The 24,161-nt window shown below is 37.0% G+C and carries 20 protein-coding genes and 1 tRNA gene; 10 read left to right on the forward strand and 11 right to left on the reverse strand.

Annotation, left to right across the window (positions count from 1 at the left end; genetic code table 11):
• Positions 1-62 precede the first annotated feature (62 nt).
• The 7 genes from ilvC to atpD form a co-directional block, all read right to left on the reverse strand.
• Entirely contained in the window at positions 63-1,544 is a 1,482-nt protein-coding gene (ilvC, locus tag FA046_RS05605; RefSeq protein WP_136825410.1) for a ketol-acid reductoisomerase, read from the reverse strand.
• 142 nt (positions 1,545-1,686) lie between these two features.
• Positions 1,687-2,289 carry an acetolactate synthase small subunit gene (ilvN, locus tag FA046_RS05610; protein WP_136825411.1) on the reverse strand — a complete coding sequence of 201 codons (603 nt, stop codon included), beginning with the start codon at positions 2,287-2,289 and terminating at the stop codon, positions 1,687-1,689.
• 63 nt (positions 2,290-2,352) lie between these two features.
• The gene (gene ilvB, locus FA046_RS05615) at positions 2,353-4,095 is read right to left on the reverse strand and encodes a biosynthetic-type acetolactate synthase large subunit (RefSeq protein WP_136825412.1); all 1,743 of its coding nucleotides are present in this window, start codon (positions 4,093-4,095) and stop codon (positions 2,353-2,355) included.
• Complete coding sequence (gene ilvD / locus FA046_RS05620; protein WP_136825413.1) at positions 4,061-5,740, reverse strand: dihydroxy-acid dehydratase; 1,680 nt, start codon at positions 5,738-5,740, stop codon at positions 4,061-4,063. Before ilvD ends, ilvB begins: the two co-directional genes overlap by 35 nt.
• A complete protein-coding gene (locus tag FA046_RS05625) occupies positions 5,741-6,631 on the reverse strand; it encodes an aminotransferase class IV (protein WP_136825414.1) in 891 nt (296 codons plus the stop codon).
• A 496-nt stretch (positions 6,632-7,127) separates the two neighbouring features.
• The gene (atpC, locus tag FA046_RS05630) at positions 7,128-7,376 is read right to left on the reverse strand and encodes an ATP synthase F1 subunit epsilon (protein WP_136825415.1); all 249 of its coding nucleotides are present in this window, start codon (positions 7,374-7,376) and stop codon (positions 7,128-7,130) included.
• 81 nt (positions 7,377-7,457) lie between these two features.
• Positions 7,458-8,966, reverse strand: coding sequence for a F0F1 ATP synthase subunit beta (gene atpD, locus FA046_RS05635; RefSeq protein ID WP_136825416.1), 1,509 nt, complete (start codon positions 8,964-8,966; stop codon positions 7,458-7,460).
• A gap of 419 nt (positions 8,967-9,385) precedes the next feature.
• Between atpD and FA046_RS05640 the strand changes: the two genes are divergently transcribed.
• The 10 genes from FA046_RS05640 (at position 9,386) to FA046_RS05685 (ending at position 17,466) form a co-directional block, all read left to right on the forward strand.
• Positions 9,386-10,699: an SGNH/GDSL hydrolase family protein gene (locus tag FA046_RS05640; protein ID WP_136825417.1), complete on the forward strand. Its 1,314-nt coding sequence runs from the start codon at positions 9,386-9,388 to the stop codon at positions 10,697-10,699.
• Positions 10,700-11,160: 461 nt separating this feature from the next.
• Complete coding sequence (locus tag FA046_RS05645; protein WP_136825418.1) at positions 11,161-12,075, forward strand: SDR family oxidoreductase; 915 nt, start codon at positions 11,161-11,163, stop codon at positions 12,073-12,075.
• A gap of 57 nt (positions 12,076-12,132) precedes the next feature.
• Entirely contained in the window at positions 12,133-12,594 is a 462-nt protein-coding gene (locus FA046_RS05650) for a redoxin domain-containing protein (RefSeq protein WP_136825419.1), read from the forward strand.
• 175 nt (positions 12,595-12,769) lie between these two features.
• Positions 12,770-13,111, forward strand: a complete 342-nt coding sequence (locus tag FA046_RS05655; protein WP_136825420.1) for a GIY-YIG nuclease family protein — start codon at positions 12,770-12,772, stop codon at positions 13,109-13,111.
• Positions 13,112-13,463: 352 nt separating this feature from the next.
• Positions 13,464-13,715 (forward strand): GIY-YIG nuclease family protein, encoded by a 252-nt coding sequence (locus FA046_RS05660; RefSeq protein WP_136825421.1) that lies wholly within the window; start codon positions 13,464-13,466, stop codon positions 13,713-13,715.
• Positions 13,706-13,779: transfer RNA gene (locus FA046_RS05665), tRNA-Arg, on the forward strand. Before FA046_RS05660 ends, FA046_RS05665 begins: the two co-directional genes overlap by 10 nt.
• Before the next feature lie 152 nt (positions 13,780-13,931).
• On the forward strand, positions 13,932-14,507 hold the full coding sequence (locus tag FA046_RS05670) for an adenylate kinase (protein WP_136825422.1): 576 nt from the start codon (positions 13,932-13,934) through the stop codon (positions 14,505-14,507).
• A 109-nt stretch (positions 14,508-14,616) separates the two neighbouring features.
• Positions 14,617-15,615 (forward strand): GTPase ObgE, encoded by a 999-nt coding sequence (gene obgE / locus FA046_RS05675; protein WP_136825423.1) that lies wholly within the window; start codon positions 14,617-14,619, stop codon positions 15,613-15,615.
• Positions 15,616-16,015: 400 nt separating this feature from the next.
• A complete protein-coding gene (locus FA046_RS05680) occupies positions 16,016-16,384 on the forward strand; it encodes a sugar 3,4-ketoisomerase (RefSeq protein WP_136825424.1) in 369 nt (122 codons plus the stop codon).
• Positions 16,381-17,466, forward strand: coding sequence for a DegT/DnrJ/EryC1/StrS family aminotransferase (locus FA046_RS05685; protein ID WP_136825425.1), 1,086 nt, complete (start codon positions 16,381-16,383; stop codon positions 17,464-17,466). Before FA046_RS05680 ends, FA046_RS05685 begins: the two co-directional genes overlap by 4 nt.
• A 1,385-nt stretch (positions 17,467-18,851) precedes the next feature.
• Here the strand turns inward: FA046_RS05685 and FA046_RS05690 are convergent.
• From FA046_RS05690 to FA046_RS05705, 4 genes are all read right to left on the reverse strand, one after another.
• Complete coding sequence (locus tag FA046_RS05690) at positions 18,852-20,579, reverse strand: carbamoyltransferase family protein (protein ID WP_136825426.1); 1,728 nt, start codon at positions 20,577-20,579, stop codon at positions 18,852-18,854.
• 229 nt (positions 20,580-20,808) lie between these two features.
• Entirely contained in the window at positions 20,809-21,675 is an 867-nt protein-coding gene (locus FA046_RS05695; protein ID WP_136825427.1) for a glycosyltransferase family 2 protein, read from the reverse strand.
• The gene (locus FA046_RS05700) at positions 21,668-23,119 is read right to left on the reverse strand and encodes a glycosyltransferase (RefSeq protein WP_136825428.1); all 1,452 of its coding nucleotides are present in this window, start codon (positions 23,117-23,119) and stop codon (positions 21,668-21,670) included. The genes FA046_RS05695 and FA046_RS05700 overlap by 8 nt, the downstream gene beginning before the upstream one ends.
• Before the next feature lie 7 nt (positions 23,120-23,126).
• A complete protein-coding gene (locus FA046_RS05705; protein WP_169303309.1) occupies positions 23,127-24,161 on the reverse strand; it encodes an acyltransferase family protein in 1,035 nt (344 codons plus the stop codon).

The raw sequence follows: 24,161 nt of genomic DNA on the forward strand, positions 1-24,161 counted from the left end.
TTTTTTTTGTTTCCATTCAGCCCCCTCTCTTTTGGAGATGGGATTTAGGGGTGAGGCTTCTTTTATGCCGTTTTAATAGTTTTCATTGCTGTCATCGCTTTTCTCAATACCGCACCAACTTGTTCAACTTGGTGTGTACGGATAGCATCATTAACTGCTATTAAAGTTCTGTTATCAACACCAGCATCTTTACCTTCATTAAAGTTTTTGCCTACTAAATCAGTAGTCACTTTCTTCATGAAATCGCCTAATAAAGGCTTGCAAGCTTGATCAAACAAATAACAACCATATTCTGCAGTATCAGAAATCACGCGGTTCATTTCGAACAATTTTTTACGAGCAATGGTATTTGCAATTAAAGGTGTTTCGTGTAATGATTCGTAATAAGCAGATTCTGGTTTAATTCCAGCTTGCACCATCGTTTCAAAAGCCAATTCTACACCAGCTCTCACAAAAGCCACCATTAAAGTATAGTTGTCAAAATATTCTTGCTCGTTGATTTTAACATCTCCAGCTGGAGTTTTTTCAAAAGCAGTTTCGCCAGTTTCGGCTCTCCAAGCCAATAAGTTTTGATCTCCATTAGCCCAATCTTCCATCATGATACGGCTAAATTCGCCACTCATAATATCATCCTGGTGTTTTTGGAATAATGGACGCATAATGTCTTTTAATTCTTCAGAAATCTCAAAGGCTTTGATTTTTGCAGGATTACTCAATCTGTCCATCATGGCTGTAATACCACCTTGTTTTAAGGCTTCGGTAATGACTTCAACTCCGTATTGAACTAGCTTAGAAGCGTAACCAGCATCAATTCCTTTTTCAACCATCTTATCAAAAGATAGGATAGAACCTGTTTGCAATAAACCACAAAGAATGGTTTGTTCTCCCATTAAATCTGATTTTACTTCAGCAACAAAAGATGATTTTAAAACACCTGCTCTATGGCCACCAGTACCAACTGCATATGCTTTTGCTTGTGCCAATCCTTTTCCTTGTGGATCATTCTCTGGGTGAACCGCAATTAATGTAGGTACTCCAAAGCCTCTTACATATTCTGCTCTAACTTCACTACCTGGGCATTTTGGAGCCACCATAATTACCGTAAGGTCTTTACGGATTTGCATGCCTTCTTCCACAATATTGAAACCATGAGAATAAGATAAAGTAGCACCTTCTTTCATTAAAGGCATAATAGATTTTACTACTGCAGTATGCTGTTTATCTGGAGTAAGGTTAATCACCACATCAGCATTTGGAATTAATTCTTCGTAAGTGCCTACTGTAAAATTGTTTTCAGTGGCATTTTTCCAAGAATCTCTTTTACCTTCAATAGCTTCTTTACGTAAAGTATAACTTACATCTAAACCACTATCTCTTAAATTTAAACCTTGATTTAAGCCTTGAGCACCACAACCTACAATTACTAGTTTTTTGCCTTTTAAAGCATTTACGCCGTCCAAAAATTCAGAACTGTCCATAAAGTCGCAAACACCTAATTGGTTTAATTTTTCTCTAAGAGGTAACGTGTTGAAATAATTTGCCATTTTTTTCTTTTTTTAGTCCGAAGTCGGCAGTCCGAAGTCGGCAGTATTTCTCGTTTAATTAATGATTTATTGTTAAAATTTACATGGAGTTTTGTTCAGCAATTGCTGCGGACAGCGGTCTGCGGACTTTCCTACTCAAAAACTACATCGTAAATACTTTCTCTCCTTTGTTTAAGTATTCATTTTCTACTGCATGTTCACCGGGTTCTAAGCGCTCAAATTCTCTAAGTTTTGCATGGAAACCATCACTTGCTTTAATAATGGCCACTCTTGCACTTCTTACAAATTCAATTAAACCATATTGTTGCAGTACTTCTACCAAAGCATCTGTTTCTTCTCTGTGCCCTGTAGTTTCAAAAACAGTATAATCACTTCTAATCACTACCACTCTTGCGCCGTATTGTCTTAAAAGTCTTTCTACACTCACTTTTTCGGCAATAATTTCAGTAGGAACTTTATAAAGTGCTAATTCTTGCCAAATAATATCTTCGTTAGCATTAAAATACACTTTTAAAACTTCTACTTGTTTTTCTAATTGTCGAGCTACTTTTCTGATCACATCTTCAGTTTCTGTTAACACGATATTAAAGCGATGAATGCTCTCTACTTCAGAAGGGGAAGTGTTTAAACTATCCAAGTTAAGCTTTCTCCTGCTAAAAATAATAGCGATTCTGTTTAATAAACCAACTTGGTTTTCGGTATAAACTGTGATGTTAAATTCCTTCTTGTCTTGATTTGCTTCCATTTTAAAATCAATTTGTTAAGTCCCAATTTTAACCATCCCCTTTAGGGGATTGAGGGGTGGGGATTATTTTAACCTTATTTCACTTACACTGCATCCCTGTGGAACCATAGGGAAAACATTATTTTCTTTGGTCACCATGACTTCTAAAAGGTAAGATCCTTTTGAATTAAGCATGGTTTTAAGTGCATCAACTAAATTTGCTCTTTCAGATACTTTTTGCCCATCAATATAATAGCCTTTAGCAACTGCAACAAAATCAGGACTGGTGATATCTACAAAAGAATACCTTCTATCGTTAAACAATTCTTGCCATTGACGAACCATTCCTAAAAACTGATTATTTAAGATCATGATTTTTACGTCAATGCCACTTTGCATGATGGTACCTAATTCTTGAATGGTCATTTGGAAACCGCCATCGCCAATAACCGCCACAACTGTTTTATCTTGAGCACCAAATTTAGCACCTATTGCAGCTGGTAATGCAAACCCCATAGTGCCTAAACCGCCACTGGTAATGTTACTTCTGGTATGGTTAAACTTGGCATATCGGCAAGCAATCATCTGGTGTTGGCCAACATCTGTTACAATAATGGCATCTCCGTTGGTTAAAAGATTCAATTGATGAATCACTTCGCCCATGGTTAATTCCCCTTCAGTGGGATTCAATTCTGGGTGAATTAATTGTTCATTTTCAATTTTATCAAAAGACCTGAATTTTGATAACCATTCTGTATGCTTTTTTTCTTCTACTAAAGCAGTTAATAATGGAAGGGTTTGTTTACAATCTCCCCAAACGGGTACAGTAGCTTTTACATTTTTATCAATCTCAGCCGGATCAATATCTAAATGAATGACTTTAGCTTGTTTAGCGTATTTATCTAATCGTCCAGTTACCCGGTCATCAAAACGCATTCCTATCGCAATCAATACATCGCATTCATTGGTCAATACATTTGGACCGTAGTTACCATGCATGCCTAACATTCCTACATTTAAAGGATGGTCTGTAGCTATTGCGCCGGCTCCCATAATGGTCCATGCCGATGGAATTCCTGCTTTTTCTACAAAAGCTTTAAATTCTTTTTCGGCATTGCCTAACAAAACACCTTGTCCAAAAAGTACGAAAGGTTTTTTAGCTTGATTAATCAATGCAGCAGCCTGCTCCACATAAGAAGTTCTTACAATAGGATAGGGGCGATAGCTTCTGATGTGATCACACTTTTTATAGCCTTCAAATTCTACTTTTTGAATTTGGGCATTTTTAGTAATATCAATTAAAACAGGTCCTGGTCTGCCAGTTTTAGCAATATGAAATGCTTTGGCTAATACTTCTGGAATTTCAGAAGCATCAGTCACCTGATAATTCCATTTGGTAATTGGCGTGGTGATATTGATGACATCAGTTTCCTGAAAAGCATCAGTCCCTAAAAGATGTGCAAACACCTGCCCGGTAATGCAAACCATAGGCGTACTGTCTATTTGCGCATCAGCAATTCCGGTAATTAAATTGGTTGCACCTGGGCCGCTAGTGGCAAAAACTACCCCAACTCGTCCGGATGAACGGGCATAACCTTGGGCAGCATGAGTAGCGCCTTGTTCATGTCTCACCAATATGTGTTTTAGATGATCAGTATAATCATATAAAGCATCATATATAGGCATAATTGCACCTCCCGGATAACCAAAAATGGTGTCAACGCCTTCTTCAATTAATCCTTTGAGTAAAATTTCTGAACCTGATAATTCTTCAACCATTACAGTTGTTTCGTTAGTCTTCGTCAGTAACGCATCCTTCTGTTGCATTCTTTACTAATTTAAAATATTTATACAATACCCCGCTTTTTACCGGAGGTTCTGGTTGTTTCCATTCTTTTTTTCTAGCCGCAAGCACTTCATCAGCTAATAAAACATTGATGGAGTTTTTGGTAGCATCTAGCTCAATGATGTCATTATCCTGAATCAAAGCGATATTTCCACCTTCAAAAGCTTCAGGTACAATATGTCCTACCACAAAACCATGTGTTCCGCCAGAAAATCTACCATCAGTAATCAAAGCGACTGATGAACCTAAGCCTGCTCCAAAAATTGCAGAGGTAGGTTTTAGCATTTCCGACATTCCTGGTCCGCCTTTTGGTCCAACATACCTGATCACCACTACATCACCTGCTTTTACTTTTCCTGAAGAAATACCGTGAATTAATTCAAATTCACCGTTAAAAACTCTGGCCGGGCCAGTAAAGCTTTCGCCTTCTTTTCCTGATATTTTGGCTACACTACCTTGTTGGGCAATATTTCCGTAAAGCATTTGTAAATGCCCGGTTGCTTTAATTGGGTTTTCTAATGGGAAAATCACTTTCTGATTGTCGAAATCAAGATCTTTAGCTTCTGCAGCATTTTCAGCAATTGTTTTTCCGGTTACGGTTAAGCAATCTCCATAAATCAATCCTTTTTTAAGAAGATATTTCAGTAAAGCTGGAGTACCGCCTAAATCGTGAACATCCTCCATCATGTATTTGCCGCTAGGTTTTAAATCGGCAATCACAGGCGTTTTATCACTAATCTCCTGAAAATCATTCATCGTTAAATTAACGCCAACAGATTTTGCCATCGCAATCATGTGCAATACCGCATTGGTTGAACCCCCTAAAACCATAATCACGACCATGGCATTATGAAATGCTTTACGGGTCATGATATCTTTAGGCTTGATATCTTTTTCAAGCAGTATTCTGATATATTTTCCTGCTTCCAAACACTCGTCTTTTTTCTCCTGGCTTAAAGCCGGATTAGAAGAGCTGTAAGGTAAACTCATACCTAAAGCCTCAATGGCAGACGACATGGTGTTTGCAGTGTACATTCCTCCGCAGGCACCCGCACCCGGACAAGAATGTTGAACCACACCTTCAAAATCTTCATCATTAATAGTCCCTGCCATTTTCTGACCTAAGGCTTCAAAAGCAGATACAATATTTAAAGATTGACCTTTGTAATTTCCAGAATGAATACTTCCACCATAAACCATAATGGCTGGGCGGTTCAATCTGCCCATCGCCATAATGGCTCCCGGCATATTTTTATCACATCCCGGTAGGGCAATTAAACTATCATAATAATGACCGCCGCAAACAGTTTCAATAGAATCGGCAATTAAATCTCTCGAAACCAAAGAATAACGCATGCCTTCTGTTCCGTTGGTAATGCCATCAGAAATACCAATGGTATGAAACATTAAGCCTACTAAATTTTGATTCCAGACTCCTTTTTTAACAATTGCAGCTAAATCATTTAAGTGCATGTTACAAGTGTTTCCATCGTAACCCATGCTCACAATACCTACTTGTGCTTTAGCGAGATCTTCTTTTGTTAAACCAATTCCATATAACATGGCCTGCGAAGCAGGTTGGGTAACATCTTGAGTAATTGTTTTACTGTATTTATTTAACTCCATTTATATGATGACTTCGAAACTTAACTTATCTAAAACAATGTTTTTATAAACCCTTTGAATGGTAGAGCCAAAACTTTCTGAAAATGATATAGGAAAAACAACATCATCTACAGATTGGATGCCCGAAATTTCTGCTGAAGTACCACATAAAAAAGCAGCATCAGCAGTTTTTAGATCATTTGCAGTCAGGGTTTTTTCTTCGACTTCTATTTCTAATTGTTTGGCAATTTGTAATACCATACTTCTGGTAATACCCGGAATAATATTTCCTTTTGTTGGCGTATAAAGTTTGCCGTTTTTTTCAATAAAAATATTTGCTGAGGATGTTTCAGCCACATAACCGTACATGTCTAAGAGTATGGCTTCATCAAAACCTTTTCTTTTGGCTTCTGATAATGCCAGCATAGAATTGAGGTAGCCTCCGGTAATTTTAGCTGCAACTGGGGCAGAAAGTGGATTAGCTTTTTCGTAAGAAGATATGCAAGTTTTTAATAAACCTTCTCCGTAATAGGTATCAAAAGTCCAGGCGGTAATTACCAAGTGAACCGTTGCTGGATTGCCCATTGTTAAACTTCCTTCGGTGTAAACCAATGGTCTGATGTAGGCGTTTTTAAGTGAATTTGCCTCTAATAATTTATAGGTGTCTTTTACCAATTGATCAATGTCCCAATTAAAGGGTAAGAAAATTTGCTCGCAAGAAGATTTCAATCGCTCAAAATGTTCTTTAGCTTTAAATAACTTAATCCCGTTTGCGGTATGGTAAGATCTTATGCCTTCAAATGCGCCAAAACCATAATGTATGGTTTGACTTGAGAAACTCATTCCAAGTGATTGTGCAGGAAAAAAATTTCCGTCTTTATAAATGATACTTTGTTCCTTAAAACTGTCCATGACCGTTTTTTGAATAATTTGGTTAAAAAAAAAGCCTTCTGTTTTGGAAGGCGTTATTGTTAAATGGTTATTTTTAAATTAAACACGCCTTCTGCTTTTTACTGGTCATCAGTAAATCAATAATTATAATGAGATTGATCAGAAGAAATAACATGTTTGAATGATAAAATTTATTTTATTTGATAATCTCAAGTTAAGTTAAGCTTTGCGTTTTGTCAATACTTAATTTAAAGAAGCTGAAAAAAAAATTTAATTTCAATTTGAGAAGATTAACAGAATTTAAATTTGGGGTCAGACCCTTTGATTGGGCTTTAATTTCCAATTATTTGTACCAAACAACGAATCGGTATTCGGTATAGTCGAGGTGAGTTAGAGGAAGCAGAGTTAAATTCTGCCTAAAATCACCTATCATCTAAAATGTTTTAAATGTTTAAAACATTTTAGGGCATAAAAAAACCAGCAGATGTCTGCTGGTTTTTAAATTATTTTGAAAAACTTATTTTTCTGTAATACCTTCTGCTAAAACAATCACTTTATTATCAATTACCTCTACCACACCGCCTTTGGTATAAAATTTTTGTTCTTTATTAGCCGATCTTACCACTACTTTTCCATTTTCTAAAATAGAAATAATAGGAGCGTGGTTGTTTAATATTTCAAAAGATCCCAGCGCACCAGGTACAGTAACCGAAGTTACTTCGCCTTCAAATATTTTTTTATCTGGAGTTAATATTTCTAAGTTCATGCTTTAGTATCTAGTCGTAAGTATCAAGTATCAAGTTGGTCGATTTATCTCGATACTTGATACTAAATACTTGATTCTTAATTAGGCGTTTGCTTCAGCCAATATTTTCTTACCTTTTTCTATCGCTTCTTCAATATTTCCAACTAAGTTGAAAGATCCTTCTGGATATTCGTCAACTTCGCCGTTCATAATCATATTGAAACCTTTGATGGTATCTTTAATATCTACCAACACCCCTTTTAAGCCCGTAAACTGCTCTGCCACATGGAAAGGTTGAGATAAGAAACGTTGCACTCTTCTTGCTCTTGCTACTGTTAATTTATCTTCTTCAGAAAGCTCGTCCATTCCTAAAATGGCAATAATATCTTGAAGCTCTTTGTAACGTTGTAAAATTTCTTTCACATTTTGTGCACAAGTATAATGCTCATCACCAACTACTGTAGGCGTTAATATTCTTGAAGTAGAATCTAGTGGATCAACCGCAGGATAAATACCTAACTCGGCAATTTTACGAGATAATACCGTTGTTGCATCTAAGTGGGCAAATGTTGTTGCCGGAGCTGGATCGGTTAAATCATCTGCAGGCACATAAACCGCTTGTACAGAAGTAATAGATCCTCTTTTAGTAGAAGTAATACGTTCTTGCATGGTACCCATTTCAGTGGCCAATGTTGGTTGGTAACCTACTGCAGATGGCATACGACCTAATAAAGCCGAAACTTCTGAACCCGCTTGAGTGAAACGGAAAATGTTATCAATAAAGAAAAGAATATCTTTTCCCTGACCATCAGCTTCACCATCTCTGTAATATTCTGCAATGGTTAATCCTGATAAAGCTACACGAGCTCTAGCACCAGGAGGCTCATTCATTTGACCAAAAACGAAAGTTGCTTTTGAATCTTTAAGTGCTTCTTTATCAATTTTAGAAAGATCCCATCCACCTTCTTCCATAGAATGTTTAAAGGCATCGCCGTATTTAATAATACCAGCTTCAATCATTTCTCTTAATAAATCGTTTCCTTCACGGGTACGCTCTCCAACACCTGCAAAAACAGATAAACCATCATAAGCTTTCGCTATGTTGTTAATCAATTCTTGAATAAGTACTGTTTTACCTACTCCCGCTCCACCAAATAAACCAATTTTACCACCTTTTGCATATGGCTCTAAAAGGTCAATTACTTTAATTCCAGTAAATAAAATTTCATTCTCTGTAGAAAGATCTTCAAATCTTGGAGGTAAGTTGTGGATAGATTTACCGTTGGTGCTGTCAATATTTTCAATACCATCAATAGCTTCGCCAACTACGTTAAATACACGTCCTTTAATAGATTCACCAATAGGCATTTTGATAGGGGCTCCACTATCAACCACATCCATTCCTCTAACTAATCCGTCAGTAGAATCCATGGCTACAGCTCTTACCCTGTCTTCACCTAAGTGTTGTTGAACTTCTAATACAATCCTTTGTCCGTTTTCTTTAGTGATGACTAATGCATCAAAAATTTTAGGAAGTTTCGCGTCTTTTGCAGAGAAGCTCACATCTATAACCGGACCAATGATTTGCGCTATTTTTCCAATGTTTGGCATATCGAAATTTAATTATTTATCAATGAGATATAAATCTTTATCAATTGAATTTTTGAGTGGGCAAAATTACTGTTTATTCGTCAAATTACAAATATATGTCTGCAAAATGTTTTAATTGTTTACTAAAGTTCTAAAAGTGGGATTAGAATTTTGTTTTAAACTTAAATTGAGCCTTATAATCAGGCTATTTAATGCGCTTTCGCAGGACAGACAAATTACTGTTTAATTAAAATTAATATGGTTTTAAATAGCAATGAGGCTGGTTTTCTTCATCCTGTAGAAGAAGGTGAGAAAATATTTTACAATTGAAAAAAAATTCCTTCAAAATAATTGGATTGAATTAGAATATTTGCTATGCTTGCATATTAAAAGCGGAATCTCTTTCGCTCTAAACCTAATTATACTTAAATAACAACAAAATGAATTTTAAATACATTTCTAAATGGATGTTTGCGGCTTTGATTTTGGTCGCCACCGCATGTAATGATAAAGAGGAAACAGCGATTGCGGTTACGCCAACCCAAGGAACTGCAGATTTTTCCAGATACATTTCCTTAGGTAATTCCTTAACCGCAGGTTATGCAGATGGAGGCCTTTTCCTCGCGGGTCAGCTCAATTCTTTTCCAAGTATTATTGCACAACAAATGAAACTCGCGGGTGGAGGAGAGTTTACTCAGCCTCTTTTTAGCACTACTCAAGCTAATGGGTCAGGATATTTAAAATATGGTGGCCTCACCACAGCAGGAACCCCAAATTTGATTCCGGTAACTACCAACTTAGGAGTACGTGGTCAAGTCGCTATTCCTGGATTTGGTAATGTAACACTGTACACCAAATATGTAGGAGAGCTTAACAATTATGGTGTACCCGGCATCAAGCTTCAGCAAATCACTTTTGCACCTTACGGTAATTTGAATGGTTTTTATGAACGCCTACTTCCTGGTAATGCGGGTACCAACACTAAAACTTATTTAGATTTTGCAACCGAAAAGCCATTTACTTTCTTTACCAATTGGTTAGGAAATAATGATGCTCTAGGTTATGCAACCTCAGGCGGTGTAGGAGATGTACTTACTCCGAAAGCAGATTTTACTGCTTTGTATACAGCCTTAATTGCCAAGTTGACTGCTACAGGAGCTAAAGGTGCAGTAGCTACCATTCCTGATGTTTCGGCTATTCCATTTTTAAATACAGTAACAGTAGTGGCTTTGTTGGCAGGCGTAAAAAAGGTTAATCCAGCGGTTACAGCCATTTATATTGAAACTTCTACAGGCGCAAGAGTAGCAACATCAGAAGATTTAGTGAATCTAACCTTCTCTACTTCTTTATTAGGGTCGTCCACTGGTCCGGGAGCACCTTTTCCATATGGTTTACATCCAAACAATCCAATAGAAAGTAAATATATATTAGATAAAGCAGAGGTAGCTAATGCACAGGATTTTGTGAATAGTTACAACGCAACCATTAAATCTGTTGCCGAAGCAAAAGGTTTGGCTGTATTTGATGCTTATACTTTTTTAAATACTTTAAAGGGAAGCGGTATCCAATATGACGGAACTACATTAAATTCTGCTTACATCAGTGGTAAAGTTTTTTCTTTAGACGGAGTGCATCTTACGCCAATGGGCTATGCAGTAGTTGCTAATGAATTTATTAAGGTAATTAACGCTAAATACGGATCTACGCTTCCTACGGTTAGTTTAGGTAATTATACTTTTTTAAGGTTTAATTAAAAAGACCTTAATTTTAGATTTGTCAACTCTCTTATAAAGCGGCAAGAGAGTTGACAAATCTTTACATTTTTATAAAATTGAAAGGATCTGGCTATTGCCGATACTAATATCAGAGGATGATATTTTTGTTTTCAAGGGATAATCCTCGGATTATCCGTTATTAAGATCTTTTGACAATCCTAACAATATAGGATGATATTTTTGTTTTTAAGTAGGGATAATCCTCGGATTATCCGTTATTAAGATCATCTAATTTTTTAGATTCGTTAACGCTCTCATAAAGTGGCAAGAGAGTTGATAAATCTTCCTACCAGAAAAAACGGTGCAAAAGCCTAAAAATCTTCCTTTAGGAAATCCAGATTAAAATGCCAAATCAACTCTTATTAATCACTATGTATCACGATAGGAATTAAACGCCCTGGTTTTTTTAATTATGCAGATAAAAAACTAATTTCGACACGATGAAAAAAATACTGGTTACCGGGAGTAATGGTTTATTAGGTCAGAAATTGACAGAACGAATATTGGCTCAAAATGATTTCGAGTTAATAGCCACTTCAAAAGGCGCAAACAGATATACCACAAAAGAAGGTTATACCTATGCATCTATGGATATTGCCGATAGGGAAAGCGTAGAGGAAGTCATTAATACTTATCTCCCTGATGTGGTGATCAATACCGCTGCCATGACTAATGTTGATACCTGCGAAATAGAGAAAGACTTATGCTGGCAATTAAATGTGACAGCTGTAGCGAATTTAATAGCAGCCTGTGCTCCACATCATATACAATTGATTCATTTATCTACTGATTTTATTTTTGATGGTGCAGATGGACCGTATTTGGAGGATGCAGAACCTAACCCATTGTCTTATTATGGAGAATCTAAACTAGCAGCAGAAAAACTACTCGAGGAATCAAACATTCACTGGACCATCTTAAGAACCATTATTGTTTATGGAATTGTGAATGATATGAGCAGAAGTAATATTGTACTATGGGCAAAAGGAGCATTAGAGAAAGGTGCGCCAATAAATGTGGTAGACGATCAATGGAGGATGCCAACTTTAGCAGAAGATTTAGCTGAGATTTGCTTATTGGCCGCAGCCAAAGGAGCACAAGGAATATATAATGCATCAGGTAAAGACATGATGAGCATTGTGGAGCTGGTAGAGCAAGTTGCCGATTTTTATCAATTAGATAAATCTTTAATACAAAGTATAAGCACCGCTTCTCTTGATCAAACCGCAAAAAGACCTGTAAAAACGGGATTCATCCTAGATAAATCCATCAATGAATTAGGTTATCAGCCTCATTCTTTTTTAGAAGGACTAAAAATAATGGATCAACAAATTAGTGCCAGAAAAACCAATTAAAGGTTTAGGCGTTAAGAAATTAATTAATCATTTAACTATTCAATCAAACTTAAAAAAATGGCAATAAAAATTGGAGACAAAGCAACTGATTTTACTTTATTCAGTTCAGAATTAAAAGAAGTGAATTTATCAGACTTCAAAGGGAACAAAGTAATTATTCATTTCTTCCCGATGGCATTTACTGGCGTATGTACCACCCAATTATGTACTATGCGAGATAATTTTAGTTTTTACGAAGGTTTAGGCGCTCAAGTTTTAGGAATTTCAGTAGACTCTCCTTTTACCTTGGCTAAGTTTAAAGAAGAAAATCAATACCAATTTCCTCTATTGTCAGACTTTAACAAAGAGGTTTCTCAGGCTTTTGGTGCTTTTTATGACGAGTTTGTTTTCAACTTAAAAGGAGTTTCTAAAAGAGCAGCATTCGTATTAGACGAAAATCAAGAAGTGATTTATGCCGAAGTATTAGAATCTGCCGGTGATCTTCCAGATTTTAAAGCTATTGATGAGTTAGTGAAATAATTCAAAGTTTGTAATTATCAGTAGGGTGTCACCCTGAGCGGAGTCGAAGGGTCATCATGCAAGGGCTTCGACTCCGCTCAGCCCGACAAGACCGATTAGACTGTTATTACTAGTACCCTGAGCGTAGCCGATTTATTGTCACCCTGAGTGGAGTCGAAGGGTATAACACTTAATTATGAAGTATTATTACGTCTATATCCTAAAATGTAATGACAACTCGTATTATACAGGAGTCACAAATAACATAGAGAGAAGATTTGAAGAGCATCAAATTGGGGAGGATATAAAATCTTACACTTACAATAAAAGACCAGTTTCTCTGGTATTTTGTGAATACTTTTTAGATATCAATCAAGCAATCATGTTTGAAAAGCAAGTGAAGGGATGGACTAGGAAAAAGAAAGAAGCAATCATTGCTGATAATTGGGAAAAGTTAAAAGAATTGTCGGTTTGTAGAAATGCTAGTCATTTTGAAAATAAGGGCTTCGACTCCGCTCAGCCTGACAGCCCCGATTAGATTTTATTCTTATTATGTCACCCTGAGCGGAGTCGATTTATTGTCACCCTGAGCGGAGTCGAATTATTGTCACCCTGAGCGAAGTCGAAGGGTCATCAATTAAAGGGCTTCGACTCCGCTCAGCCTGACAAGAGTGATAATTTTGATTGTAGCAGTATGTCACCCTGAGCGAAGCCGATTTATTGTCACCCTGAGCGGAGTCGAAGGGTATTTTTCAAGTTATTACCACACCATTAGTGTAATTTGATAAAACATTTTGCAAAGTAGAATGAAATTCCTACTTTTGCAATCCCAATAAGGGAAACGGACCTGTACCTGCCTGCCGGCAGGCAGGGCTTAACACAATGAAGCAATGAATGACAAATGGGTTGTTTATGTTTTATTAAGTGAAGTAAAGAAAACCAGATACGTAGGTTTTACTTCTAATTTGGATAGAAGATTAAAAGAGCATAATAGTGGATTTAATAAATCTACAAAAGCATACAAACCATGGAAATTGGTTTACAAAGAAATTTTTGAATTAAAGTTAGACGCAAGAAAACGAGAACTTTATTTGAAAAGCGGAATAGGAAGAGAATTCCTTAATGATTTATTGGACCTGTAGCTTAACTGGATAGAGCACCTGACTACGGATCAGGAGGTTAGGGGTTCGACTCCCTTCAGGTCCACAAAATATGGAATATCGAAGCGTTCACTAAACGCCAGGTATGCAGGGTTCCCTGCCTGCCGGCAGGCAGGGACTCCCTTCAGGTCCACAATCAATTTAAGGTAAAGCCTTTTTGCCAACAGGCAGAAAGGCTTTTTAAATTTTTATTGTAATATGCTAAATATTGTTCTCTTTGGCCCTCCAGGCGCTGGTAAAGGCACTCAATCTCAAAATTTGATCAACAAATATGCATTGGTACATTTATCTACCGGTGATATATTAAGAGGCGAGATCAGCAGCGGTACCTCATTAGGCTTAGCGGCTAAAAAATTAATGGACGAAGGTCTTTTAGTTCCTGATGAAGTAGTTATTGGAATGATTTCCAATAAACTAGATCAAAATCAAGATGCCAAAGGGTTTATTTTTGATGGTTTCCCCAGAACAGTTGCTCAAGCAGAAGCTTTAGATCAGTTGCTAGTTTCTAAACAATCTGCCATCTCTGGGATGATAGCCTTAGAAGTAGATCAGGAGGAATTAGAAAAGCGATTGTTAGCTAGAGGTAAAGAATCGGGAAGACCAGACGATCAAAATCCAGAAATTATCAAAAAGAGAGTTCAGGAATATACTTCTAAAACTGCTCAGGTAGCCAATTACTATCAAGCGCAAAATAAATTTTATACCGTAAAAGGAATTGGCTCTATAGAAGGTATTTTTGAGAATATAGCCAAAGTAGTAGAAAAGCTAGGTTAAATATCTTCATTTTATAATGGTTCATTAGTCTTTGTAATTGGTGAATTCTTGGGTAAGTATTTGATAATTTTCAAATCAACCCATCTTCAAATCTTCAAATCATAAAACCATGTCTCAAGGATCAAACTTCGTTGATTACGTTAAAATATCTTGTCGTTCTGGAAACGGAGGACCTGGTTCTGCCTACCTGCATCGTGATAAAAAAACGAGTATGGGAGGTCCGGCTGGAGGAGATGGTGCCAGAGGTGGTCATGTGATTGTGAAAGGAAATGCTCAGCTATGGACATTGTTACACCTTAAATTTAGGAAACATGTGTTTGCCGGAGAAGGTGGTGCAGGTGGAGCAACCATGAAATCAGGAAAAATGGGGCGTGATGAAATTTTAGAAGTCCCTTTAGGAACCATCGCAAAAGATGCCGAAACTGGAGAAATTCTTTTTGAGATTACCAAAGACGGCGAAGAACAAATACTATTGAGCGGGGGTAAAGGAGGTTTAGGGAATTCTCACTTTAAATCATCCACCCATCAAACACCAAGATACGCTCAACCAGGCTTGCCAGGAAAAGAGGAATGGAAAGTACTGGAATTAAAAGTACTGGCAGATGTGGGCTTAGTAGGATTTCCAAATGCAGGTAAATCTACCTTACTTTCGGTAATTACTGCTGCAAAACCAGAAATTGGCGATTACCCATTCACCACTATTGTTCCAAATTTAGGAATTGTTTCCTACCGTGGTCACCAGTCTTTCATCATGGCTGATATTCCCGGAATCATAGAAGGGGCATCAGAAGGAAAAGGATTAGGATTTAGATTTTTAAGACATATAGAAAGAAATGCGGTTTTGCTATTTATGGTACCCGCAGATACCTCCAGAAGCATCAAAGAAGAATACGAAATTCTACTTTCAGAACTATCCGCCTTCAACCCAGAGTTGATGCAGAAACCCAGAATCATCGCCATCAGCAAAACTGATTTATTAGATGATGAACTTCAAAGAGAAATTCAAAAGCAATTGCCTAAAGATATTCCATCCATATTCATATCCTCTTTAGCCAACAAAGGCTTAATGGATTTGAAAGATTTGCTTTGGAAAGCAATAAATGGGTAGCCTCACCCCAACCCTCTCCAAAGGAGAGGGAGCGCTTATATTGTGGCAATAGATTCGATATAGTGACAACGTTTTACACTATAAAGACTGTCTCCTTTTACAGGAAAAAAATTCTAAAGCTTCTTACATTTTTAAAAGCCTTTTTATTTTATAGATAAACATTCAGCTCTGTGAACTCCGCGTCCTCCGTGGTTAAAAATTTAAAACCTCTCCTTAAAAGAATCATTTCAAATAAACACTATTATTCTATGAATAGAGATTTACCTATGCGAACTCCGCGTTCACCTCTGCGTCCTCCGTGGTTAAAACTTTAGACTCTCTCCTTACAAAAATCCAATTCAAATTGACACTTCCATTTAAAATTTATATTTTGGGCAAAATCAATCCTATTAAATAAATAATGGCGCATTTACTCAATCTTACCACATTTACAGATAAAAGAGGAAACCTAACCGTAATTGAAAAAGCAATCCCATTTGATATCAAGCGTATTTTTTATATTTACGGAGTAGATGATTCTATCAGAGGAGGGCACCGTCATCATCAAACTATTCAAGCAGCCATTTGTCTTAAGGGAAGCTGTACTATCTCTAATAATGATGGAAAAAATACAGAAAATTTCGAATTAGATAGTCCGGCTAAATGTTTAATCATAGATCCCAAAGATTGGCATCAGATGTTTAATTTTACGCCAGATGCAATTTTAATGGTGCTGGCATCAGAATATTACGACGAGCAAGATTATATTTTTGAAAATTATAAGGCATGATCGAATACGAAGACTTAGGAAAGTTAAACGAACCTTTTTTTGAAGATTTTACCCACAGTTTTCATAAAACCCTCAGCTCAGGGTGGTATATTCTTGGCGACAATGTGAAAGCATTTGAACAAGAATTTGCGGAGTACACCGGGAGCAAATATTGCATCGGACTAGCGTCGGGTTTAGATGCTTTGGTACTGGCTTTAAAGGCCTTTAATTTTCTACCAAATGCTGAAGTAATTGTTGCATCAAATACCTATATCGCTACCATATTGGCTATCATCAATGCCGGACACAAGCCCATATTGGTAGAGCCTGATTTAGCCACTTACAATATCGATCCAGAGCGAATTTCCGAAAAGATTAATCATCAAACAAAAGCCATCATGGTGACTCATTTATATGGGAAAGTAGGGGAGATGGATAAAATAGCGGCAATTTGTAAACAACATGATCTCAAATTGATTGAGGATTGTGCCCAAGCTCATGGCGCTACTTTTAAAGGCGAAATGGCAGGTACTTTTGGTGATTTTGGCGCTTTTAGCTTTTATCCTACCAAAAATTTAGGTGCTTTAGGCGATGCCGGAGCATTGACAACCAATAAGGAGACATTATGTAACCTGATTAAAGCCTTAAGAAACTATGGCTCATCTGCAAAATACCATAATGATTACATTGGCTTTAATTCCCGTTTAGACGAAGTACAAGCAGGTTTTCTATCTATAAAGCTGGTAAAGTTAGCCCAGATTACCCAACATAAAAGAACATTAGCGCAATCCTATTTAGAAAATTTAAAAGCTGATTTTATCCTACCACAAGTTCATCCAGATTATTTTGATGTGTATCATATCTTTAATATCCGTCACCCCAAAAGAGACGAGTTAAAGCAATACTTATTAGCTCATGATATTAAAACAGAGATTCATTATCCCATCCCTCCGCACCAGCAAAAAGGATATTTAAATATATTCAAAAGAGAATCCTACCCCATAGCCGAAGAAATACACCAAACTACCCTCAGCTTACCCATTTCATTCGCTCACCAAACTTCAGAAATAGAAAGAGTGATAGAAGTGATGAATAGGTTTTAGTTGGTTGGTTGGTTGTGGGTCACCCTGAGCGGAGTCGAAGGGATTGATTTGATGATGCATCTGTAGCGCCTTTACTATCAAATGAACTATGTATTCCAATTGGAATACAATCCTTTGCAAGACAAACCCGCCTCCCTTTCTGTCATTCTGAATTCATTTCGGAATCTCCGTGGTTTGGAATGCTGACTTACTTTAATGGTGAACCTTTGAACTTCGCCCGCTATTTTCCTGTCATTGCGAAGCCAGAAGGGCTGGTTTGGTATGGGAAGGCTGTGGCAATCCCCGAGTTTTGAAACACTTGCTTAATTTGTAGTATAGTTTTGGAAATCTGTTTTCCAATCATATTTATGCCACTCATTGCCGTGGAGGCCTATTACTTTTTCTTTAGCAAAAAAGTAACAAAATGCCACCGCTTCGCCATTAGCTACAAAGTTTCTTCTTTAACTTCTTCATCGCCACCGCTAATGCAAAGGCGGAATAATATGCTGTACTTTGGTTTGTCTGGCTACTTCTTTGGGTTGAGTTAAATTCATTATTTGCGGCTTTGCAAAGCCGATATGCAGAGCAACAAAGCAAGGATGGCCTTAAAGGATTTGGAGGGAGAACCCATAAATCTTTTGAATTGCCTTTCGCCTATCACAAGCTCCAAACAATCCGTAAAAGTGGTGTAGAAACTTTATGCTTGCACTGCCATACCCACGACTTGGATTGTTGCTTCAAAGATTTGTGGAGCTATCCCGAACAAAGGCTTTTCAGCCTTGATTTTTTGGTTACTTTTTTATCAAGAAAAAAGAACTAGGCTTGTCCCGCCATTAGGGACGGAGAGGCTTGAGCTTTTGGCAAAATACTGTTTTAATGAAATTCAATTTTTCAATTCATATTTATGCCGCTCATTAGCCGCGGAGGCCTATTACTTTTTTCGCAAGTTTTATATGTTTTTAATTGCCCTCAAGCATGCGTACGCAAGATTCTTTAGCAAAAAAGTAACAAAATGCCACCGCTACGCCGCTTGCTACAAAGTTTCTACAAGTTGTACTGCATCACCACCGCAATCGCCAAGGCGGGATTTAATGGTGTACTTTGGTTTGTCAGGCTATTTCTGAAGCTGAATTTGAAACCTATATTCCAATTGGAATACAATCCTTTGTAAGACCAAACATGTTGATGGCCTATGCTTCGACTCCGCCCAGCCTGACAACAGTAGTGGTTTTAGTAGAATGTCACCCTGAGCAGCTTGTCCCGATTCTGTCTCAGCAGGCTCGCTTTAGCTGACCATGCGATATTAATAGCTGAAAATTAGATAATTAAAAAAGGTAAGTAGTAGGAGAGTCGAAGGGCACCACAATCAAAAGGCTTCGACTCCGCTCAGCCTGACAACCTTGGAATTAAACCCTGCTCACCACAATATTTCCCATCACTAACATATCCATTTTTGTTCTTAAATAGCAAGCCAGTGCTTCTTGAGGAGTATTTACAATAGGCTCATTCTCATTAAAAGAGGTATTCAATAAAATAGGAACCCCTGTTTTTTGTCTGAAATTCTCAATTAAACCATAATACTTAGGCTCTACCAATTGATCTACCGTTTGCAAACGACCAGTTCCATCTACATGAGTTACCGCAGGTATTTCAGCGTGTTTCTCTTTTTTAATAGGGAACACTTTTTCCATAAAAGGAACCTCATCAGTGACTTCAAAATATTCGCTGACATATTCTTTGAGAATAGAAGGGGCAAAAGGACGAAAAGATTCGCGACGCTTAATTTTAGCGTTTAAAATATCCTTAGCATCAGCTCTTCTTGGGTCGGCTATGATAGAACGATGACCTAAAGCTCTAGGCCCAAACTCTGCTCTTCCTTGAAACCAGCCTACTACGCCCGAGTTAATCAAACAATCTGTAACCCTATTGAAAAGTGCATCGCCTTCCAGTTTTTCAAATTTGATGTCTTTTTCTTCAAGAATTTTAACGATTTCTTCATCTGAAAATTGACTACCAAAATAACCATGGGTAGTAGGAGCAAGCCTGGGCTTATCTAATACTTGGTTATAAACCCAAAGTGCAGCACCTAAACAAGTACCCGCATCATGCCCCGCAGGTGGAATGTATAAGTTTTCAAAAGTAGTATGTTGTATAATTTTACCATTGGCTACAGAATTTTGAGCCACACCACCAGCAATACAAATATTTTTTAAGCCGGTTCTTTTTTGAAGGTGATTTAAGATGTGAAAAATCAATTCCTCTGTGATGCGCTGTACCGAAGCAGCTAAATCTTTATGGTATTGGCTTAGTGGTTCTTCCGGCTTCCTTGCTGGTCCAAATTTATCGACTAAATGATCTGTAAAAAGACTGTCCATATGTGGGATGCCACCTTCCCAAACCATTTGAACACCCGCCTTTGGGTGATTAAAATAAGCTAGATTTAATTCAAATAGCCCATTATCTTTAAATAGCAGGATATCACGTAATTGCTCCACATATTTAGCTTCCCCATAAGGCGCTAATCCCATTACTTTATATTCATCTCCATAATGCGGAAAACCTAAATACTGGGTAAGGGTAGTATAAAATACCCCAGCAGAATGAGGATAAGAAACCGTATCTAAAACTTCCATTTTATTCCCTTTTCCAACACCAATCATGGTAGAAGAAAAATCACCAAAACCATCAATAGAAAGTAAGGCCGCATCTTCAAAAGGAGAGGCGAAAAAGGCACTGGCTAAATGGCTTCTATGATGTTCTACATTAACTATTTTAGCTTTTAAGCTGCCTTTTTCTAATTCAAAGAAAGACAAGAGTTCTTCTTCTATGTTAGCCGCTTTTTTGAGGTTTTTAGCTCTGTTAATGATATTAGAAAGACTCAATCTGTTTTTTAAAGCAGTCAACACTTTCTTACCGAAATTAGCTTTAGGATCTCTGGAAACAGCAATATAATCTACTTCTTGAATAGATATACCCGCTTCTGCTAAGCAAAATGAAATCGCTGATTTAGGGAAACCAGCCCAATGTTTAATTCTTCTAAACCTTTCTTCCTCAGAAGCAGCAATTAATACGTCGTTATGGTAAATACAAGCTGAAGCATCAGCATGGTAAGCGTTTATTCCAAGGATATACATGTATGATGTTAAATTGCTGTATCTGTTTTATCTATGGCGAAGATAAGAATATTTGCTTTTATGCCAATGCCAACTAAAAACTATAAACCTCTAAAAAATTAGGTTTAATCAATTTCATTTGGGCGTTTCCTGCCAGCCGCAGGCAAGGTAACACGCTTTCCACTATATCTTTTTTTGTCATTCTGAGCGGAGTCGAAGAACGCACAAAAAAAGGATGTCGTTTCAATCGTTAACGCTTCATTTCACCTAAACGTTTCTTCTTCAACTCATAAATCTTAGCATCTACCAAAAATCTAAACCAAAACCCTTGTAGAAAATGAAAAATTAATCCCCGTCCTCCATCAAGAAATCCTAGTTTAATAAAATACCTGATGATGAAATACACAAATGGCCGAATAAACAAAGGAAATTTCTCGTACAAAGATTTAGCATAACGACGACGTTGTTGTGCATTCCCATTTGCCTTAGCTTGTACTAGCTGTGCAGTATTTTTTGCAGCATATCCATAAAACTGGTCTTCCGCTTCTAAGGTCGACCATCGATTATGTCTTTCGGTGAATGATTGTAGAGAATCCGTTAAAGTATCAATCATGTCGGTTTTAATGGTCTCACACGTACCCTCTACCACAAAATGTTGGTCGTACAATTTATCTTCGCATTTGCCAAAACCTTTTCTAAACAATATGGCATGATAAACGGGGTAATGCCCTCCATATTTCATCCATTTACCCATAAATAAGGTTCTTCTGCTAATTAAAAAACCTTTAATTTCTTCAGAAATGGTATTGCTAAAAATTTGTAATAATTCAATGGCAAGTTCAGGAGTGATGCGATGATCAGCATCCATATTTAAAATCCAGGGCGTTTGAATGGGTAAATGCTCAAAAGCCCAATTTCTTTGTGCACCATAATTCTCAAAAGGATGATGAAATACCTGAACCGGATATTTTTCTACAATGCCTAAGGTTTGATCTGTTGAACCAGAATCTACCAAAAATATCGGGCAGTTTAAGGCTAAGATGCTTTGCAAACAAGCTTCAATATTTTTCTCTTCGTTAAACGAGAGGATAATAATAGATAAAGAACGATCAAGCATGGTACATCAATTGATATTTATCTCGTAAAGATGAAAAATCTTTTAATAAGGGTTTAATCGCCAATTGGTTTTTATGAAAATGATACAACTCATTTTTTAAAGCTTCAACAGTTTGATGATGAACCAAACCATAATGGTTTGCATTCACCCATTCACATAATCCAACTTTATCTGAAATTAAAACAGGCGTTCCAATAGCTAAAGACTCCATCACTACATTCGCGAAATTCTCATTATAAGACGGCAATACAAATAAATCATGTGCTGCCAAAAGTTTAAACTTATCATCACCATAAACAGCACCGTACCAATTTATCATAGCTTTCAGCCTTAAGCTTTCAGCTTTCAGCTTTAAGTTTTCCACATAACCCTCTTCCCCTTCCCCCACTATAGTTAAGCAAAAAGGAAAAGAAACCTCTGCTAAAGCATCCAATAATAATTCAATCCCTTTTTTAGGATGTATCCGAGATAAGAAAATCAATTTTAAAGTGCCATCAAATACCCTTGTTTTTTGAGGTAAAACGGCAGGAAAATTCACAATATTATGAATCACATAAATTCGAACAGCTTTACTTTTAGATTGTCGACTACCTATCGCCGACTCTATTTTACCATCCAGATATGCTGGCTGTTGTCTGCCGGCCTTGGACTTTCCTCTCACCTCATCATAATCTGAACCTGGACTGCCACCTTCAGACTGCCGACTTCGGACTGCGGACCCCGGACTGCCGACTTCGGACTTCTCCATCAAATCCACAATCTCCACTTTTGAATAATCACCGCCAAGCGATGCTGCAATCTCTTTTGCCTCCATTAGGGTAGTGGCATGAAAGTGACAAGCACTCAGTAATCTTATCCCTAATAGTTGATGAAAAACTCGCTTTCCTTTACTAAAAGTATAATCACCCAACATCCCTCGGGGTGAAACAATCGGTTTAATTCCTCTTAGTAAACAAATGACTACACTGCCCATACTTACCAAATTCCACCAGGAATGGATATGGATCACCTCATAGCTTTTGGCATTTTTCCATAACCAAAATAATAAAGCAGGGGAGAAGTGGCTATGGTCTTTGGTCCATCTTTTAAAATACCTCACTGGCACACCTTCTACTATCTTTTGTTCACCAGAGGGATAAGGAAGCTCTTCCTTTCCATTGGCTAAGGTGGTAATCACTTCTAATACCACAGTCTGCGAACCATCAACTGTCGAAGCATTTAATCTTTCTTCCTTGCTCCTTAATCCTGCGGACTGCGGACTGCCGACTGCCGACAATTTATCCTTGCTCTTTGCTCCTTGTTCCTTATTCAGTACTTCCTTTACTGCGGACTGCGGACTACAGACTCTTTCAACCAAAGCTTCGCACAATGCCGCCACAGAATAAATAGGGCCACCATAAATATAGGCTGGTTTATAAGAAGCTGTAATGTGGAGGATTTTCATTTATTTTTTATTTGATATATCTATTAATAATTGGTTGGCATTTTATTTCAACCAAATAAGATAAAGCAAAGACGATAATCAATTTTAAAGGGATGTCGAAATACCAACTAATACCTGTGCTCCATTGAATAAAAATGATGTAATGAAAAATATAGAAACCATAAGAAATAGGGGCTAAGTGGTGGAAAGGAAAAATGATGCTTTTGATGAAAAGTTTAAACATTCCTCCTTTTAAAGCTAAAAAAACAAACAAGAAGGCAAAAGTAAAGTGTCTTAAAAACAAAAGGGGATATACACCCGCTCTAAATTCCCCGAAATTTACTTGTCTATATATTGTTGTAATTGTTAAAAGAAGTAGGATTGGAAAGAAAGCTATAAAAGCTCTTTTTACATTAAAGGTTTTATTTGATAAAATAGTTTTTAAAGAAGACAACTCTAGGCCACACCACCAAATAATTAGATAAGCTGGGATGAGAAATAAATGGTTAGGGAATAATATGTAAGCTAACATAGAAATAAAGCTTATAAACATGATATAAAACAATCTAGAGTCTTTGTTTCCTATTGCTATATATACAAAAGGGAAAAGAAGATAAAATCCCCATTCGTATGAAAGCGACCATAAAGGTGCGTTACCCATAAAACTATCCACAAAGACACCTGGTTTACCACTAGAGAAATCTTGTAGCATCAATAAATTACCAATAAATTCTTTCCAAGTGAATTTTGACAAAGGCAGAATGATTAATGATAAGCCTAATGCAATGATGAACGGGAAATATATTCTTCTAAATCTTTTAATAAAATAGGATTTTAAATCCTTATTTATATTATGAGTCCAAGACGTATGAATAACATAACCAGAGAGGATAAAGAAAATAATAACAGCTTCTTGGCCAAACGAAAACAAAAATTTTACTGATGGGTGAATTGGTGAGTAACTTAATACCCAATGACCGATAGCTACATAAAAACTAGAAAAGCCTCTTAAAGCCTCTAGCGTTAGATTTTTTTGAGCTAAATTTTTATTTTCAGAAAACAA

Source organism: Pedobacter cryophilus, from assembly GCF_005116455.1.
GTDB lineage: Bacteria > Bacteroidota > Bacteroidia > Sphingobacteriales > Sphingobacteriaceae > Pseudopedobacter > Pseudopedobacter cryophilum.